This window comes from Roseburia sp. AF22-2LB, from assembly GCF_003461125.1.
Taxonomy (GTDB): Bacteria; Bacillota; Clostridia; order Lachnospirales; family Lachnospiraceae; genus Roseburia_C; species Roseburia_C amylophila.
Map to the genome: position 1 here is coordinate 101,525 of NZ_QTWM01000001.1, position 17,769 is coordinate 119,293.

General features: G+C 38.7%; 14 protein-coding genes. All 14 read left to right on the plus strand.

Annotated elements, in window-relative coordinates:
- The first annotated feature begins 11 nt into the window (after positions 1–11).
- The 14 genes from DWX96_RS00465 to DWX96_RS00530 all read left to right on the plus strand — a co-directional run bounded on the left by DWX96_RS00465 (position 12) and on the right by DWX96_RS00530 (position 17,759).
- Positions 12–617 (plus strand): cytidylate kinase-like family protein, encoded by a 606-nt coding sequence (locus DWX96_RS00465; RefSeq protein ID WP_117841438.1) that lies wholly within the window; start codon positions 12–14, stop codon positions 615–617.
- A 12-nt stretch (positions 618–629) separates the two neighbouring features.
- The gene (locus tag DWX96_RS00470) at positions 630–2,153 is read left to right on the plus strand and encodes an APC family permease (RefSeq protein WP_118056658.1); all 1,524 of its coding nucleotides are present in this window, start codon (positions 630–632) and stop codon (positions 2,151–2,153) included.
- 86 nt (positions 2,154–2,239) lie between these two features.
- Entirely contained in the window at positions 2,240–3,424 is a 1,185-nt protein-coding gene (locus tag DWX96_RS00475; RefSeq protein WP_118056657.1) for an iron-containing alcohol dehydrogenase, read from the plus strand.
- A 109-nt stretch (positions 3,425–3,533) separates the two neighbouring features.
- Positions 3,534–4,097: a helix-turn-helix domain-containing protein gene (locus DWX96_RS00480; protein WP_022243671.1), complete on the plus strand. Its 564-nt coding sequence runs from the start codon at positions 3,534–3,536 to the stop codon at positions 4,095–4,097.
- 873 nt (positions 4,098–4,970) lie between these two features.
- Positions 4,971–6,362, plus strand: coding sequence for a magnesium transporter (gene mgtE / locus DWX96_RS00485; RefSeq protein ID WP_242988672.1), 1,392 nt, complete (start codon positions 4,971–4,973; stop codon positions 6,360–6,362).
- A 32-nt stretch (positions 6,363–6,394) separates the two neighbouring features.
- Positions 6,395–7,102: a YjjG family noncanonical pyrimidine nucleotidase gene (locus DWX96_RS00490; protein WP_118056655.1), complete on the plus strand. Its 708-nt coding sequence runs from the start codon at positions 6,395–6,397 to the stop codon at positions 7,100–7,102.
- 29 nt (positions 7,103–7,131) lie between these two features.
- A complete protein-coding gene (locus tag DWX96_RS00495) occupies positions 7,132–8,073 on the plus strand; it encodes a helix-turn-helix domain-containing protein (RefSeq protein WP_117697219.1) in 942 nt (313 codons plus the stop codon).
- A 226-nt stretch (positions 8,074–8,299) separates the two neighbouring features.
- On the plus strand, positions 8,300–9,577 hold the full coding sequence (locus DWX96_RS00500; RefSeq protein ID WP_117841431.1) for an ABC transporter substrate-binding protein: 1,278 nt from the start codon (positions 8,300–8,302) through the stop codon (positions 9,575–9,577).
- 55 nt (positions 9,578–9,632) lie between these two features.
- Entirely contained in the window at positions 9,633–10,520 is an 888-nt protein-coding gene (locus tag DWX96_RS00505) for a carbohydrate ABC transporter permease (protein ID WP_117841430.1), read from the plus strand.
- Positions 10,521–10,523: 3 nt separating this feature from the next.
- Positions 10,524–11,381 (plus strand): carbohydrate ABC transporter permease, encoded by an 858-nt coding sequence (locus tag DWX96_RS00510; protein ID WP_117841429.1) that lies wholly within the window; start codon positions 10,524–10,526, stop codon positions 11,379–11,381.
- 16 nt (positions 11,382–11,397) lie between these two features.
- On the plus strand, positions 11,398–14,133 hold the full coding sequence (locus DWX96_RS00515) for a GH36-type glycosyl hydrolase domain-containing protein (RefSeq protein ID WP_118056653.1): 2,736 nt from the start codon (positions 11,398–11,400) through the stop codon (positions 14,131–14,133).
- 4 nt (positions 14,134–14,137) lie between these two features.
- The gene (locus DWX96_RS00520) at positions 14,138–16,432 is read left to right on the plus strand and encodes a hypothetical protein (RefSeq protein ID WP_147337958.1); all 2,295 of its coding nucleotides are present in this window, start codon (positions 14,138–14,140) and stop codon (positions 16,430–16,432) included.
- A 214-nt stretch (positions 16,433–16,646) separates the two neighbouring features.
- Entirely contained in the window at positions 16,647–17,180 is a 534-nt protein-coding gene (locus DWX96_RS00525) for a hypothetical protein (RefSeq protein ID WP_147337959.1), read from the plus strand.
- Between the two features lie 51 nt (positions 17,181–17,231).
- The gene (locus DWX96_RS00530) at positions 17,232–17,759 is read left to right on the plus strand and encodes a hypothetical protein (RefSeq protein WP_118056651.1); all 528 of its coding nucleotides are present in this window, start codon (positions 17,232–17,234) and stop codon (positions 17,757–17,759) included.
- The last annotated feature ends 10 nt before the right edge of the window (positions 17,760–17,769 follow it).

Genomic DNA, 17,769 nt, shown 5'->3' on the forward strand with positions numbered 1-17,769 from the left:
AGGGAAGCAAAATGGAACATCTTGTTATTACAATAGGATGCGAATATGGCGCAAAAGGAAATCAGATTGGGAGAAAGGTTGCACAGGATTTGGGCATCAAGTTTTATGACCGTGAAACGGTAGATGAGATTATCAAAGAAGTAGGAATTCCCAAAGATATTATGGAAAAGGTAGAAGAAGGAGTGACCATTGCCGGTAAAGGAGCAGAAGGTGATGTCAGGGGTTCTTTCTCCAAATACGCTGATTTGACAGAACGTGCAATTCACGTCCAGAAAACAATTATTCGAAAACTCGCAGCAAGAGAGTCCTGTGTGATTATAGGACGTTCTGCTGATTATATTTTAAAAGAACAGAAACCAATATTACGCATTTTCATTTATGCACCGGACGAAATCCGGATAAAGAATGTAATGGAAAGCCACAATCTTTCGGCAGATGATGCAAAATTGCTGATTGTGGAAAAAGATAAACGTTATCACAAAAGACATATGGCACTGACCGGAAGCAATCGTGGAGACAGACATAACAGGGATATGCTGATTAACAGCGATTTGCTGGGTGTGGATGGAACTGCACAGTTGATTGAAGAAGTAGCCGGAAAAGTATTTCAGGAATAGGAGGTAGTAAATATGGAACAGAAGAAAACAGAATTCAATAAAGTATTTAATGCCTGGGATATTCTTGTCATTGCATTTGGTGCCATGATTGGATGGGGCTGGGTCGTATCCTCCGGTGGCTGGATTCAGAAAGGCGGAGTTCTTGGAGCAGCTATCGGATTTGTTCTTGGTGGAATCATGATATTCTTTGTGGGATTGACTTATGCAGAACTTACAGCAGCCATGCCACAGTGCGGTGGTGAGCATGTGTTCAGTTACCGTGCAATGGGCTCAAATGGTTCCTTTATCTGTACATGGGCAATCGTCCTGGGATATGTCGGAGTTACCTGCTTTGAAGCATGTGCATTTCCAACGATTCTGACTTATCTCTGGCCGGGATTTTTAAAGGGATATCTTTATACGGTAGCTGGATTTGATATCTATGCTTCCTGGCTGATTGTAGCAATTATCGTTGCATTTTTAATTATGATAATAAACATTTTTGGAGCCAAAACAGCAGCTATTTTACAGACCATTCTTACTATTATCATTGGTGGAGCAGGAATTTTATTGATTGTTGCATCCGTCATCAACGGAAGTGTGGATAATCTTAACGGACAGATGTTTGCCGGCACATCAACCGGAGGTGGAATCAAGGCAGTACTCAGTGTTGCGGTGTTATCTCCATTTTATTTTATCGGATTTGATGTTATCCCACAGGCGGCAGAGGAAATCAATGTTCCACCGAAGAAAATTGGAAAAATGCTGATATTATCTGTTGTACTGGCAGTACTGTTTTACTCGCTGGTTATCATTGCAGTAGGTCTGGTATTAAAGCCGGATGCCATTGCAGCATCACAGACAGGAACCGGTCTTGTAACCGCAGATGCCATGGCGGTAGCGTTCAAAACATCGGTTATGGCAAAAGTAATTATTGTTGGTGGAATGTGCGGAATCATTACTTCCTGGAACTCCTTTATGATTGGTGGTTCCCGTGCTTTATATTCCATGGCAGAATCCTATATGATTCCAAGAACTTTTGCAAAACTTCATCCAAAGCATAAGACCCCGTTAAATGCATTAATCCTGATGGGAATTCTTACGATGTTAGCACCGTTTGCGGGACGTGTCATGATGGTATGGATTTGTGATGCAGGTAACTTTGGATGCTGTCTTGCCTATTGTATGGTATCCATTTCATTTCTGATTTTAAGAAAGAAAGAACCGGATATGCCTCGTCCGTATAAAGTGCCTGGTTATAAATTTGTGGGTGTAATGGCAGTTTTAATGTCAGGATTTATGGTATGCATGTACTGCATTCCGGGAACCGGCGGCAGCCTGATTCTTCCGGAGTGGTTGATGGTTGGAGCCTGGAGCTTGCTTGGAGTTGTATTCTTTGTAATCTGTAAAAAGAAATACAAAGAGTCCTTTGGCAGTCTGGTACAGCTTATTTCAGATGAAGATGCAGCAACATTGATGCCGGAGGCAGATGATGTGGAGCTGGATCAGGTAATCGATGTGGCAATCGACCGTGTATTGGCGCGGCTGGCAGGATAATGGAATGTATAGAGTAAAGAAAGCAGAATATAGAAAAGTCGAGTAGTAAGTTCTGAAAATACCGACAGAAAATGAGAGGAAAAGCTATGAACGAATTTAATTTTTCAGTACCACAGAATATTATTGTAGGAAGAGGCTCTATGGCAAAACTTCCGGAAGTTGCAAAAAGAATGGGTGGAAAGCATGCGTTTATCATATCCGGACCGCATCTTAAGAAGATGGGACTGGTGGAGAAAGCTGCAGAATCTTTAAGAGCCGAAGGAATTTTGGTGGATGACTTTACGGATATCGAAGGAAATCCTTCCGTTACAACCGTGGAAGCAGCGACAGAAGCATTTCAGGCTTCCGGGGCAGACTTTATCGTAGCTTTTGGCGGCGGTTCTCCGATGGATGTAGCAAAAGCAGTCGGTGTAGTAGCAAAATACGGTGGAAGCATTACCGAATATGAAGGGGCACATAAAGTGCCGGGCAAAATTATTCCATTGGTGGCATTACCGACTACAGCAGGAACCGGTTCTGAGGTAACAGCTTTTTCTGTAATTACCGACCACAGCAGAGACTATAAACTGACGGTATTTTCTTATGAACTGCTGCCGGCATATGCTATTCTGGACGCAGACCTGATTACAACGGCACCAGCCAGTGTGGCGGCAGCCTGCGGAATTGATGCATTTATCCATGCAGAAGAGGCGTATATTTCAACTGCGGCTTCTCCGTTTTCTGACGCCATGGCAGAAAAAGCAATGGAGCTCATCGGAGAAAATATCCGGAGATTTGTGGCAAACCGCACCGATGTGAAGGCGGCAGAGGCAATGATGGTAGGCTCACTGTTTGCTGGAATTGCATTTTCTTTTGCAAGACTTGGAAATGTACATGCCATGAGCCATCCGGTCAGTGCATTTTTTGATGTGCCACACGGAGTTGCCAATGCTGTATTGCTTCCGGTAGTAGCGGAGTATAATGCCTTAGCTGACCATGGAAGGTATTATAAAATTTATAACTACATCAGTGAAATTCCGGCCTATGAAGATGAATTTGAACCGATGATGTTAGTGGATGCCATCCGTTCCTTATGCAAAGCTATCGGAATTCCGGCAAATCTTACGGAAGCCATCAATCAGGCAGGCAAAACAGGAAGCATCAGCCGGGAGACCATCGAAGAGAAAATAGAAGCAATGGCAGCAGATGCCATGAAGAGCGGCAATATTGCAGTGAACCCACGGTCATCCCGTCAGTGTGATATAGAAATGTTATACCGCAAGGCACTGTAAAACAGATATCTTTATCAAAAACATCGGTTAATATCATAAAAATTTGATGCGAAAAGTTTGATGTAAAAAATTTGAAGTGAAAGTTTCAAATGGAAAGAGAGGAAAATGCATGGATTACCTGTCACACAATGTATCGGAAAATTTAAAGAGACTGCGACAGTCCAAGGGAATGAGTCTTGATCAGGTGGCAGAGCAGACCGGTGTAAGTAAGAGTATGCTGGCACAGATTGAAAAGGGAACGGCAAATCCATCATTAGGTGTGCTTGGAAAGATTACAAGCGGACTGCGGATTGAATTTCAGACTTTAATTGAAGCTCCCCGTGTGGATTTCTGTCTGGTGAAGCCGGAAGAAATGATTCCAACCAAGGAACTGGAGGGACAGTATAAGGTTTTTACCTGCTTTCCATTTGAGGACTCCCAGTCCGTAGAAATCTACCGGATTGACGTAGAGCCGGGCGGTGTATACACCAGTGGAAGCCACGGCGAGCGGACGAGAGAATATATTACGGTAATTGACGGCGCGCTGACCATAGAATGCCATGACCACAGCCAGAAGGTGGAAAAGAGCCAGGTCTACAAATTTGAAACAGACCAGCCGCACATTTACCGGAATGAAGGAAGTGAGCGGGCAAGCTGTATGTGCTTTTTCTTAGACTATACAAATATTCGATAAATATAGCAGGCAATTGCGAAAGAGAGATAGATTTTGCACGGAAAATATTACGTTGATTCACAGAGGATTATCTTTATCCGATATGAAATGCCAACAGTTCTTAGAATGCGGGGGTTTCTTGCTTGTAAACTGTCTTTCCGCTTGCTTTGTCAGAATCGCTGCACTGTCCGTCGAGAGCAGATGCCACATAAAGCCTGCAAGGGGCACTGAGAATTTCGATATAATTATAATTTCATCTGGCAACCGGCACAAATTCACATCCATGTTCAATTGCACCTCGCTGGTACATCCCTGTACCAGCGTTGCCTGTTGCCAGACGAAATTCCCAGTGCCCCTAACAGCCCTTATCAGGCATCTGTACTTCGACGAACCGTGCAGTTATTCTGACAAACATTGGAAAGACTGTTTTTATAACAAAAAGAACCCCCCGCATTTTAGAACTGTGGTATTTCGTAGCGAAAGAAAATCCACTGCGAATCAACGTAATATTATTGTGGCAACTCTTCTTAATCCCTCATTCACAATTGCCTGGAATATTTATGGAAGAAATAGAATAAAGAATATATATTTTACAAAGATTATATAAATATCAGACAAAGCAAAACTTGACTTGATTCATTCCGAGGATTAGAATGGAAAAAGAGAATGAATCAGGAGGTGAAATGCATGGACAGTTGCGATAGTACTGGGCGAAGTAGTATCTGCGGTAGCAGACAGAAGATGATTTTGGCGCAATTGGCCATGGATTTCTGATAAGAATCCAGACAGGACAATTGCTCTTTTTACGCTGGAAATGCGCTGTGTGTTTCCTGTAATTGTGAGGGTATCATCTGTGCTGCTGCTGCAGGAAAATGATGTAAGGAGGCAGAAGCAGTGGACGAGAAAATAAAAGAGCAGAATTATGTAGAAGAGTTAATAGAGATAATCCGTAGTACGAAGAGCAATGAGGAACTGCGGGATAAATTATCCGATTATCATGAAAATGATATTGCGGATGCATTTGTGCGTCTGGATGAAGAAGAACGAAAGAGATTATACCCAATCCTGGGAGCGGAACAGGTTGCGGAAATCTTTACTTATATTGATGACCCGGATCTATATCTGAATGAATTGGATCTGGATAAAGCGGCACGGGTTATTTCCTACATGGACTCCGATGATGCGGTAGATGTCTTAGACGAACTGGATGATTCCAAGCAGGCACAGCTGGTAGAATTGCTGGATGAAGAATCCAGTCATGATATTAAGATGATTCAGTCCTATGAGGATGATGAAATTGGTAGCAAGATGACCACGAACTTTATCGTGATTAAAAATGACCTTACCATCCGGCAGGCCATGCGGGAGCTGATTCGTCAGGCGGGAGAAAATGATAACATTTTGACCGTTTATGTTACTGATGAAGCTGGCAAATTCTATGGAGCCATCGATTTAAAGGACTTAATCATTGCCCGTGAAAATAATGCACTGGAAGATATCATCAGCACATCCTATCCGTATTTGCGTGATCATGAACAGATTAGTGAATGTATTGAGCGAATGAAGGACTATGCAGAGGACTCCATTCCGGTACTGGATGAAAATGATGAAATCTTAGGTGTTATCACATCTCAGGATATCGTAGAAGTTGTGGATGATGAGATGGGTGATGACTACGCAAAGTTAGCAGGTCTGACCGCCGAAGAAGATTTACAGGAAACGCTGGTAGAGAGTATGAAGAAACGTCTGCCATGGCTGATTATCTTACTGGTACTTGGCATGGGCGTATCTTCCGTAGTGGGGATTTTTGAGACCGTTGTAGCCGTAATTCCAATTGTCATGTGTTTCCAGTCGCTGATACTTGACATGGCAGGAAATGTCGGAACACAGTCGCTGGCTGTAACCATTCGTGTACTGGTAGATGAAAATCTTACATCAAAACAGAAGCGTCATCTGGTAGGAAAAGAAATGCGTGTTGGGTTTATGAACGGGCTTTTTCTGGGGATACTGGCATTTTCCTTTATCGGATTATATGTCTGGTTGTTAAAGAATAATCCGGTAAGTCATGCATTTATTATTTCAGGATGCGTGGGTCTTGCACTGATGATAGCAATGGTAATATCAAGCCTTGTGGGAACCTTGATTCCAATGCTTTTTCATAAGATTAAGATTGATCCGGCAGTGGCATCCGGTCCATTGATTACCACAATTAATGACCTGGTAGCAGTAGTAACCTATTATGGATTAGTCTGGCTGCTGTTGATAGATATATTGCATTTTGCATAGCATAAAATCATAGGATGATGAGGAAATAAAGGATGAATAAAATCCAGAATATAAAAGTCCTTTTTTGGGATATTGATAATACACTGCTTGATTTTGATGCCGGAGCAGAAGATTCCATGAAACAGGCATTTGCGGATTTTGGACTGGAATTCAAACCGGAAATGTTTGGTGTTTTTCAGAAAGAAAATCATATCCTCTGGGACAAAATTGAAAAGGGTGAATTATCAAGGGAAGACCTTCCCTATGTCCGCTGGCAGATTATATTAAAACGGCTGGGATTAAAAGCTGATGGTGTGGCAATGGATCATGTGTTCCGAAGCTATCTTCATAATAGTGCAGTGCCGGTGAGCGGTGCATTGGAAACATTGGAAGCTTTAGCAGGAAAATACATATTCTGTGCAGCAAGCAACGGACCGTATGAGCAGCAGCTAAACCGCCTGGAACGAGGCGGCATGCGTAAATATTTTACACATTGCTTTGTTTCGGAAAAGGTTGGCGTAGAGAAACCGAGCCTTCGTTTTTTTGAAAAATGTATGGAAGAATTGCCTGGAATTGAACCGGAAGAATGTCTGATGATAGGTGATTCCCTGACAGCAGATATTGCAGGAGGGCATGCTGCAGGACTTAAAACCTGTTGGTATCATCCGGAAGATGCCATAACCAATGAAAAATTAAGAGAGTTAGAGCAGCAGGCAGATTACAGAGTAGAAAAATTGGTGGATTTGACAAAAAAATTATAGCTTGGATGGGAGAGATTAACAGGAGAAAAATGGAAGACAGGAAAGAAATTATAAAAATCAAAGAACCCATATCAACTGCAAATAAGTTTCACTCTTCGGAGCTTTTTTATATTGAAGAGGCAAAATTACCGTTCTCAGCAGGAATTTATACTTTAGCGGGGTGTGCGATGCACTGGCATCATTCATGGGAAATTTTGTGCCAGTTAGAGGGTGAAGCATATGTAAGATTTGGTGGGGAGAAGATTATTTCAAGACCAGGCGACATCACGGTCATTTCTGGGGAAGAACCACATGAAACGGAAAAAATTACAAAGCGACATAAAATATTGTTGTTACAGTTTCAAATGGAACCTGTTTTACCCTATTTTTCTGTGGCAAAGGAATATCAACACATTCCAAGTATATTATTAGATCCGTTTCGAAAAGTTGGACATTTTAATTTGAGAAGTAAAAAAGTAGAATCCATTATGTGGAAAATAGAGGGAGAATATAAAAAGAAGATTTTGGGATATGAGATTCGGATACCTGCGTATATTATGGAACTAATGGTATACTTTATGCGAAATGATTATATTTGTGCCAGAAGACCTGCGACAGAAGTTATGATAGCCTTGGAAAAAATCAGACCTGCGTTGTCTTACATAGAAGAAAATTATCAAAATCATATAGAGTTACAAAATGTAGCAGAATTGTGTTGCATGAGTATGTATACATTTTGCAGAGTGTTTAAACAGGCAACAGATTATACATTTGTAGAGTATTTAAATCATATCCGATTAAAATCTGCAGAAAAATTATTGCTTTCCACAAAACTCCCCATCAGTGAAGTGGCATATGAATCTGGTTTCTCAGGATTGAGCTATTTTAACCGGAAGTTTAAGGAAGTATATTCTATGGGACCAAGCAGATACCGTAAAATAAGTGGAAATGAAGAATTAAACTGTGAGGGTTATCATCATTCCAGAATTTAAAATATAGTAGTATATAAAGGAGACGAAATATACAAAATGTGATTAGTATATTTCGTCTTTTTTTATTAAAAATGTCTCGCGCAAAATAGTGCAAAAATAAAGCAAGAATGAAATTGAATCATGAATATAAAATCGTTATATTAAAACTACAAAAAGCAAGGAGAATAAAGTAAAAGGCGCCAGGGGAGAAGAACAAAAAAGTATTAGTGTAAAAGGAGGAAAAAGAATGAAGAGATTAGTTGCAGTACTGTTGTGTATGACAATGGCAGTATCAATTACAGCTTGTGGTAACTCTGAAACAGAAAATAACAAAGTAGCAGGAACAGAAGCCGGAGATAAACCGGAAAGCATTAGCGTTATTTGTACAACCGACGAAGAAGGACTTTATGAGTATGCTGGAAAGAAGTACGAAGAAATGTATGGTGTAAAAGTAAATCTGATTTGTCAGTCCTATGATAGTACACACGAAAAAATTACTACAACATGGACCGGTGGAGGCAATGCGGATGTTTGCTATGTAGATATTCCATGGGTTGCAGAATTTGAAAGTAAGGGAGTAACCATAGACTTGAGTGAATATATGGATGAAGATGTAAAAAACAGTTTGATTGAGAGTTCGTTAAATCAGATGATTTATAATGGAAAAACAGAAGCAATTCCGTTTGCGAATGGTGGAAAATGGATGTTTTATAATAAGCAGATGTTAGCGGATGCTGGATATGAGGAGCCACCAAAAACATGGGATGAATTAAAAGAAATGTCTCAGGATATGATGGATAAAGGCATTTGCAAGTATGGTATTGCGTGGGGAGCATCCCAGGCAGAAGGTTTGATTTGTGATTTGACAACCATGATTTACAGTTTTGGCGGAACATGGCAGAAAGAAGATGGCTCATTTGACATCAACAGTGAAAGTGCAAATAATGCAGTACAGTTTATGTATGATTCGATGCAGGATGGATGGGCAGATCCAGCATCAATTACCTACACGGACAGAGATTGCCTGGATCCGTTCATGGCAGGAGATACAGCATTTGTTATGAATTGGGCTTATGTGTATGGATATGCAAATAATCCAGAGAATTCTACTGTTGCAGGAAATGTAGATGTATGTTTAATGCCTGGAACTGATAAAGCAGAAAGTGCTTCAGTAACTGGTGGCGGTGGCTTCGGAGTATTATCTACCTCAAAATATCCGGAGTATGCATATAAATATATTGAGTTATTTACTAGTGAGGATATTCAGAAATATGCATATGAGAATTATAATGTACTGCCGACAATTGATGCATTATATAAAGATGAGAATCTGGTGACTGAACATGAAGAGCTGGCTAAGTTTTATCCGCAGTTTGCAACAGCTCATCCAAGACCTCAGCTTGCTGATTATAGTGAGTGGTCTAATACAGTACAACCATTATTTTCGGCAGCACTGTCAGGTTCAACTTCAATAGAGGATGCACTAAATCAGGCAGAAGAAGTATCAGAAAGTTTTGTGAATTAAATAGAGAATGGCAGGTAGGTAAACTGCCTGCCATTTTTAATATGAGGGTAAGAATATGAAGAGGAAGAATAAATCAAGTATATCACAAGCAAGAACTGCTTATGGAATGATTACTCCTGCCATGCTGATTATCATGGGATTAGGATTATTTCCTGTTTTGTTTACATTGTGGTTCAGCTTAAATGATGTAAATCCAGGTAGTCTTGCAACGAAATTTGTTGGATTAAAGAATTATGCAGAAGTTATGAGTACCCATGCATTTTGGAATTCTTTAAAAATTACTTTATATTTTTCAGTTGTATCAGTGATAATTCAGATTATATTGGGAACACTTACAGCATTATTGCTGAATCAAAATTTTAAGGGAAGAGGCTTTGTGCGTGGAATTATTCTGATTCCATGGGCAGTGCCAACGATTGTAAATGCAAATTTGTGGAAATGGATTTTTAATGCGAACGCAGGAATTTTGAATAAAGTATTATTAAAATTACATTTGATAGATGAAAATATAGTCTGGCTTGGAAGTGGTAAGCTTGCAATTAATATGATTATATTATCAGATACATGGAAGATGCTTCCACTTGTTATCATTATGCTGCTTGCAGGACTCCAGACCGTGTCTAATGATGCAAAGGAGGCATCAATTATAGACGGGGCAAATGCATGGCAGAGATTTAAAGTAGTGTATTTTCCTGCATTAAGGCCAATGTATATAGTGGTTCTTGTTTTGCGTACAATTCAGACGATTCGAGTTTTTGATATTGTATATTCGTTGACGTCAGGTGGACCAAATGACAGTACACAGGTAGTAAGCTTTTATGCGTATCATGAAATCTTTGATTACTTACATTATGGTAAAGGTTCGGCAATATGCGTAATTATAGCAGTTGTTATATTGTTATTGAGCCTTCTTTACCTGAAAGCAGGAAAAACGGAGGATTAAGATATGAATCGAACGGTAAAGAGAAGAATAGGAAGGATATTATTATATTTGGCAGTGATATTATTGGTTCTTTGGACGCTATTGCCAATTATCTGGATGTTTATATCCAGTATCATATCAGAAAATGAATTGTTAAGTAGTGACAAAATACTGCCTACATCAATTACCTGGGAACGATACAAAATGTTATTGTTGGATAAAAATCCAACAAAACAAGTTGAAGTATTCCGAATGGCAATAAAAAACAGTTGCATTGTTGCGGGTACAACAACAGTAATTAGTCTTGTATTAGGTGCAGTGGCATCCTATGCGTTTGCAAGATTACGCTTTCGAATGAAAAAACCAATGTTATTTGGAGTAATGTTTTTTCAGCTGCTACCACCAATTGCATTGGTAATACCGTATTATATCATGATTAGCCGGATGGGGCTGCTGGATCATTTGGGAACATTAATATTAATTAATACAAATGCAGTTCTTGCCTATGTAATCTGGGTCTTGAACGGATATTTTAAATCGGTTCCATTTGAACTTGAAGAAGCAGGACGGGTAGATGGTTGTAGTTGGAATCAGGTGTTTTGGAAAATTATTATGCCGACAGCATTACCGGGGTATGTTGCAGTAGGTGTTCTTGCATTCCTTATGGCATGGGATGAATTTCTGTACGCATTAATTTTTACTACATCAAAAACTTCGAAGACATTAACGGTTGCGGTATCAGAGTTTGGAACAAAGTATGGAATTGATTATGGAATGATGATGACTGCAGGATTGCTGGCTACAGTTGTACCAATGGTATTAGCACTAATTTTCCAAAGATATATTGTAGGAGGATTAACGGCAGGAGCGGTTAAGGGTTAAGAAAAAGGAGTAAAGAATGGAACACGGATTTAAGTGGAATTTTATTGACAAAAAAGGGACTTTTGTTTGTGAAAATGCCCGGGAAGTAAATCAATTATATTTTCCTATATGCAATGAGGCTGGAATGAAAGCATCGGTGACACCCTGCTTAAATGGAGATGCCAAAAAGAATCAAAATGAATTTTTGTATCTGCCAGTTTCAGTAGAGGACTTACATAATAATCGTTCTGGAAGAAATTTCTGGGTTTATACAAAAGAGCAGGGAGCATTTTCTGTGGTGGGAAATTCTGCAAGACAGAGAGCGGAGCATTGCTTTAAAGATGAAGAAAAATGGAATAAAATAGAGTGCGGTTTGCTATATCACAGCTTGTATTATGCAATCCCTGAATTGAAATTAAACTGTATTTTTACAACGTTTTGTCCGGCAAATGAGGATGTAGTAGAAATTAACAGGGTTATTCTGGAAAATTACGGGTCAGAAATTCTGGAATTTGTGCCAACAGCGGCATTCCCTATTTTTGGACGATCGGCAGATAATTTAAGAGATCATAGACATGCAACATCACTGATGCAGAGGATAACATTGGAAGAAAACGGGATTGTTGTAAAGCCAACGATACACCATGATGAAAGAGGTCATGAACCGAATGATACAAGTTATTTTGTATATGGATCAGATGAAAGCGGGCAGGCAGCAGTAGAAATGTTCCCTACAGTAGAGGAGTTTATTGGAAAGGGAGGAACATTGGACTGGCCTGGAACAGTAGTAGAAAATAGTATACCAGAACATGATATGACATATCGGAAAGATGGTATGGAATGCATTGGCGCAATGCGTTTTGCAAAGGTACGGTTAGCACCAGGCGAAAAAAAAGAATATATTATCTGCGCTGGAATTACTGAAAAAGAAAATTTTAACAAGGAGTTTGAAAAGTATAACAGTAAAGAAAAGGTTGAAGCTGCGTGGAAACAAAATGAAGAGCATTGGAATGGAGAAGCTGACAAGATAAAATTTCAAGGCAATTCAGATAAGTTTGATGGCTGGTTAAGGTGGGTAAGTATACAGCCTGTTTTAAGAAAAATATATGGTTGTTCATTTCTTCCATATCATGATTATGGAAGAGGTGGTCGCGGGTGGAGAGATTTGTGGCAGGATTATCTGACATTATTATTACAAAATCCAATGCGGGTTCGAAGTGTTTTTGTTCATAACATGAAAGGTGTCAGACTGGATGGAAGTAATGCAACTATTATTTTGGACGGTGAGGGCAATTTTCAGGCAGACAGAAACAAAATATCCAGAGTTTGGATGGATCATGGTGTCTGGCCATTATTTACATTGTTGTTATATATGAATCAAACTGGAGATATTTCTATTTTAGATGAAGAAGTGTCTTACTGGAAAGATGCACAAATTGAAAGAGCGAAAAGGATTGACACAAATTGGAAAAAAGAAGATGGAAATAGTCAAAAGACAAAGGATGGTGAATGTTATACCGGAACAATATTAGAGCATTTACTTTTAGAAAATTTAATTTGCAGCTTAAATATTGGAGAACACGGGAATATAAAGCTTGAAGATGGAGATTGGAATGATCAGTTGGATATGGCTCCGGATAAAGGGGAAACAATACCATTTACGGCTTTTTATGGAAAAAATATATGTGATATAGCAGATTTACTTGAGATTCAAATAGAGAAAGAAGACCGAAAAACGATTTCTGTATTTGAAGAAATGGAAATACTGCTTGAGGGATTAAAGGAAAAGGAACCCCAAAAAGAAGTGGAAGTATTAAAGAAATATTATGAACACATAAGATTTGGAATAAGCGGAAAAAAGAAAAAAATACCGGTTTTAGAATTAAAAGATATGTTGCGCTGGAAAGGAAAACAATTATTACAGCAGGTCCGAGAAAATGAATGGATTGAATTATCATCAAAAGAAGGCTTTTTTAATGGTTATTATAATAATAATGGAAATGCAGTTGATGGAATTCTTGGAGATGGAAAATTGCGATTTGGATTGACAGCCCAGACCTTTTCTATTATGTCAGGGGCGGCGACGGATGAACAGGTTCAAAAAACAATACATGCTGTAAATAATTATCTTCCGGATAAAAATACCGGAGGAATCAGGCTGACGTTACCATTGGGAGATAATACCTGGAATTTTGGAAGAGGATTTGCACTTATTTATGGAGAAAAAGAAAATGGTGGCATGTTTAGCCATATGACAACTATGTATGCTTATGCGTTATATAGCAGAGGGTATGTAAGGGAAGGTTATCAGATTATAAAATCTATTTATGAACTTTCTACAAATACACAAATAGCACAAATATATCCTGGTGTGCCGGAGTATATCAGTAGCAGAGGAAGGGGAATGTATTCTTATGTTACTGGTGCAGGAAGCTGGACAATTTTTCTGATGCTGACACAGGTATATGGTGTGAGGGGAAAGCTTGGAGACTTATTAATTGAACCAAAACTAGTAAAGGAGCAGTATGATTCCGGTGAAGTTTTAACAGTAGACACATTATTTGCGGAAAAAGAAGTATGTGTTTCTTTTTATAACAGAAAATATTTGGATTATGGAGAATATCAGTTGGGAGAACTTAGCATAAATGGAGAAGTATGGAAGAATCAGATAAATAGTACCTCTGTTGTGCTACATCAGGCTGAACTGGAAGAAAAGCTTATAGCAGGTAGGAAAAATCAAATTTGTATCGAATTAGTGGAAAGGAAGGGATGATGTGATGGAACTTAAATTTCCGGTAGGATTAGAAAAAAATGAAGTTTTAATAGAAAGGGACGGAATAAAAATAGAAGTACCGTGGCCGGTTCAGATTCAGATTTTAAAGGAAAGAAATAAGAAAGCAAAGTATGATGTTATAAGAAGTGAAAAAAACATTCATATTGCAGAAGCAGACGTAGAAGTAAATAAAGAAAATAGATTTCATATTATTGATATGTGGGAACAAAATACAAATAATATAAAACTGAGTAGAAAGGTGGCCTGTATTTCAGCAGAAAAAGAGACTGCTATCCGGATATCTACGGAATTCCATTGTAAATCAAAACATGCAAAAAATTTTGACGATTATCAATTTGTAATACCGGGTGCTTTTTATAATAAGAATGATACAGACCAGAATGGACAGGATGATTATCTTGGAACTTTTGAGCAGGATTATAAGGATGATAGAAATCCAAATTTGTCAGTGACAGGATTTGCAAAAAATGACAAGCAATTTATTTCACTAATTCGGGCAGATATTCCAAAGGTGGATACTACAATAACCAGAAAACAGATAGCAGAAAGGCATTTTGTTCATAATACAGATATTGGATCCCTGGGAATTGCACCATCTGCAAATAGAATGGAAGAATTTTTGTTACGTTGTGATTATCCATTTTATGAGAGAAATTCATTTTGCTTAAATGTAGATGGATCAGAGTGGGCTGCATATCGAAAGATAAAACAGGGAGAAGAATTGGAAGTTTCATATATCCTGCAGTTTGGAGAAGCTGAAAATCTGACAGAAGCATCGTGGAAGACGAGCGTATTTCAGATGGAACGAATTCTTAATGATGATATCAGACATCCATTTAGTCTGGAAGAAACAATACCATACAGAAGAGACTTATTACACAATAGCTTTAGAGATTTTCCAGAAAAGAAAAATCATCCTTGTGGTTATGTGTGCCATTTCTCACCAAGAGAAAAATATGGAAATCAGAATGTACTGGAATATGGATTTTCTGGAAATCAGACTATGGTTTGCTATGAAATGCTTCGGGCTGCAGAAGAAACAGGAAAGGAAGAATATAGGGAACGGGCATTAAAAACAATACAATTTTTTGTGGAACACTGTATTGCAGAAAGTGGTTTGCCGAATGCAATGTACAGTGTAGAAAAAGAAGAATTTGTTTATTGGTGGACTGGCGTATTAATGCCATTTCAGTATTCGGAAAACAGGAAAGAATTAGAAAAATTTCTGGGGAATCAGGTCGTAGGTGCAATGATGGGAATTGCAGAAAAATTAAAAGGAACAAAAGGAAATTATTGCCGGACTATGACGGAGGCTATGTATTATTTAATGCTCTGTTTTCTGGAGGAAAAGGAAAATGGAACATTACATAAAGACTGGCTGGATGTAGTGGTTGCATTTTGTGATAAAATGATTGAAATTCAGAATACAGATGGCTCCTGGTATCGGGCATATACGATGGAAGGTACTCCAATGACATATCCGGAAGAATGGTTTGGAAGTAATGTGATAGAGCAGGGGTCAGGAACAATTTTTCCGGGAGAAGTATTAGCATTAGTACATGAATACACCGGTAATGAGAAATATAGAAGTGCATTGTGTAAAGCTGCTGATTTTATTATGGAACATTATGTAGAAGATGTTTTATATCTGGGAGGATTAAATGATACAACACATAAAAAGTCTGTAAAGATAGATGCTGTTGGAGTAATGTATAATATGCGGACATTGTTGTTGGCATATGAAACTACCAAAAAAGAACGATATTTGTATGGCGCAAAATCAGCAGCACAGATTCTTGCATCATGGACTTATCTTTGGGATATTCCGTTTGATGAAAATACACTTCTTGGAAAGAATGATTTTGGAACAACTGGCTGGGCAGGGTGTGATGTTATTCCGGGATGTAGCTATGTGGACGATGAATTTGTAGAATTCGTACCAGATTTAATGCGAATTGCAGAGTATAGCGGGAATAAAAAACTGGCTATATTGGGAAAAATTGTAACATTAGGAATGCAGCACGGTTTATCTATGCCACAAAGAATGTATGGATATACAATGCCTGGAATTCAGTGTGAAGGATTTCTGACATCCTTATGGCTTTCTGATACAGATGATTTGGAATTTTCGGGAGCTGTAGCAAAAAATAAAGGAGATGATAATGATACTTGTAATGGACTGATAAATGGTCAGGCACTTTACAATCTCGATTCATTAAAAAGAAGATATCACACATTAGAGTTTGATAAAATAATTGAGCAGATATTTGCCGAGTAAAGTTATAATGCCTCATAGACATTTTATGCGTCTATGAGGCATTTTCTATAGAAGTTGGTATCGTGCCGATTAGTATCAGCAGTGCTCCCGGAATTTCAAAAGGAGTCAGAGTTTCGTGCAAAAGCAGAACAGCAAAGATAACAACCGATAGTGTTTGACAGAATAAGCAGTGTTCATTACAATGTTTTTAGAAAAAAGAAATGGGGGAACAGAGATGTTGGAATGTGAAATTGAAATCGGAAAAGAAGAGCAGGATGCGCTGCTTGAAATCGCTTTGAATTCGAAGGAGTATCGAAAGAAAAGAAAAGTGGAAGCAATAAAATTTTCAATTCTGATTGTAGCTTGTATTTTGATTATAATATGGAGAGTAATAAATAACGATACAAGGCTTGTTGTACTTTGCTCACTCCTGGCTGCATATAGTCTTTTTATGATATGCGGAGGAAGCAAGCTGATGCAGAAGACGGTATTAAAGAAATCTGTTACAGCAATGGATAAAGAACTAAAATCCGGTTATCGGAAGTATACTTTCAGTGAAGATGGAATTCTTTTAAAATCAGAAGTTTCAGAAGGAAATACTGCATGGACACTTTATAAGGATTGGGAAATCTATGGAAATTACATCTGCATCAGGAATCTGTCGAATGAAAATGTTCTTGTAAAACAGGATAAATTGTCGGCAGAAGAGAGGACATGGCTGATTGATTTACTGACCCGTCATCTGGGAAAAGCAGTAAATGAGAAATGAATGGAAAGAAAATAAATAAAAAATAGACGAAAAGAAAATGGGGGAACAGAGATGTTAGAATATGAAATTGAAATCGGAAAAGAAGAGCAGGATGCGCTGCTTGAAATAACTTTGCAATCGGATGTATACCGGAAGAGGAGAAAAGTGGTAACGATTACTTCTGTGATTATGTGCATAATCTGTCTGCCGTTCGGAATGTTAAGCTTTATGCTTGGCAGGGCAGAAATGGGTTCACTTTTTATGATTCTTTGGGCAGCTTTTCTATATTTTGCATGCGGCGGGAAAAAGGTACAGCAGAGAGCAAGACTTAAGAGATTTTATGCAAATGCACAGAAGGCACTGGTAAGTGGCCACCGCAAGTATATTTTCAGTGAAGAAAGCATCAGCATAAAATCAGAAATAGCAGAGGGTGTGAATCTGTGGACTGCCTATAAGGACTGGGGATTCTATGAAAATTATATTTATATCAGAAATCTGTCCAATCAGGTGATTCTGGTAAGGCAGAGCGAGCTGTCAGCAGAAGGCCATGCATGGCTGGTGGATTTGCTGACCCGTCATCTGGGCGCAGCGCTGGCTTAGAGGAAGCAGA

What these genes read in the sequence shown, in the direction of transcription:
- DWX96_RS00475 (WP_118056657.1), top strand. Translation starts at nt 2,240, where the DNA reads ATGAACGAATTTAATTTTTCAGTACCACAGAATATTATTGTAGGAAGA.
- DWX96_RS00470 (WP_118056658.1), top strand. Translation starts at nt 630, where the DNA reads ATGGAACAGAAGAAAACAGAATTCAATAAAGTATTTAATGCCTGGGAT.
- DWX96_RS00510 (WP_117841429.1), top strand. Translation starts at nt 10,524, where the DNA reads ATGAATCGAACGGTAAAGAGAAGAATAGGAAGGATATTATTATATTTG.
- DWX96_RS00490 (WP_118056655.1), top strand. Translation starts at nt 6,395, where the DNA reads ATGAATAAAATCCAGAATATAAAAGTCCTTTTTTGGGATATTGATAAT.
- DWX96_RS00480 (WP_022243671.1), top strand. Translation starts at nt 3,534, where the DNA reads ATGGATTACCTGTCACACAATGTATCGGAAAATTTAAAGAGACTGCGA.
- DWX96_RS00465 (WP_117841438.1), top strand. Translation starts at nt 12, where the DNA reads ATGGAACATCTTGTTATTACAATAGGATGCGAATATGGCGCAAAAGGA.
- DWX96_RS00500 (WP_117841431.1), top strand. Translation starts at nt 8,300, where the DNA reads ATGAAGAGATTAGTTGCAGTACTGTTGTGTATGACAATGGCAGTATCA.
- DWX96_RS00530 (WP_118056651.1), top strand. Translation starts at nt 17,232, where the DNA reads ATGTTAGAATATGAAATTGAAATCGGAAAAGAAGAGCAGGATGCGCTG.
- DWX96_RS00520 (WP_147337958.1), top strand. Translation starts at nt 14,138, where the DNA reads ATGGAACTTAAATTTCCGGTAGGATTAGAAAAAAATGAAGTTTTAATA.
- DWX96_RS00505 (WP_117841430.1), top strand. Translation starts at nt 9,633, where the DNA reads ATGAAGAGGAAGAATAAATCAAGTATATCACAAGCAAGAACTGCTTAT.
- DWX96_RS00515 (WP_118056653.1), top strand. Translation starts at nt 11,398, where the DNA reads ATGGAACACGGATTTAAGTGGAATTTTATTGACAAAAAAGGGACTTTT.
- DWX96_RS00495 (WP_117697219.1), top strand. Translation starts at nt 7,132, where the DNA reads ATGGAAGACAGGAAAGAAATTATAAAAATCAAAGAACCCATATCAACT.
- DWX96_RS00525 (WP_147337959.1), top strand. Translation starts at nt 16,647, where the DNA reads ATGTTGGAATGTGAAATTGAAATCGGAAAAGAAGAGCAGGATGCGCTG.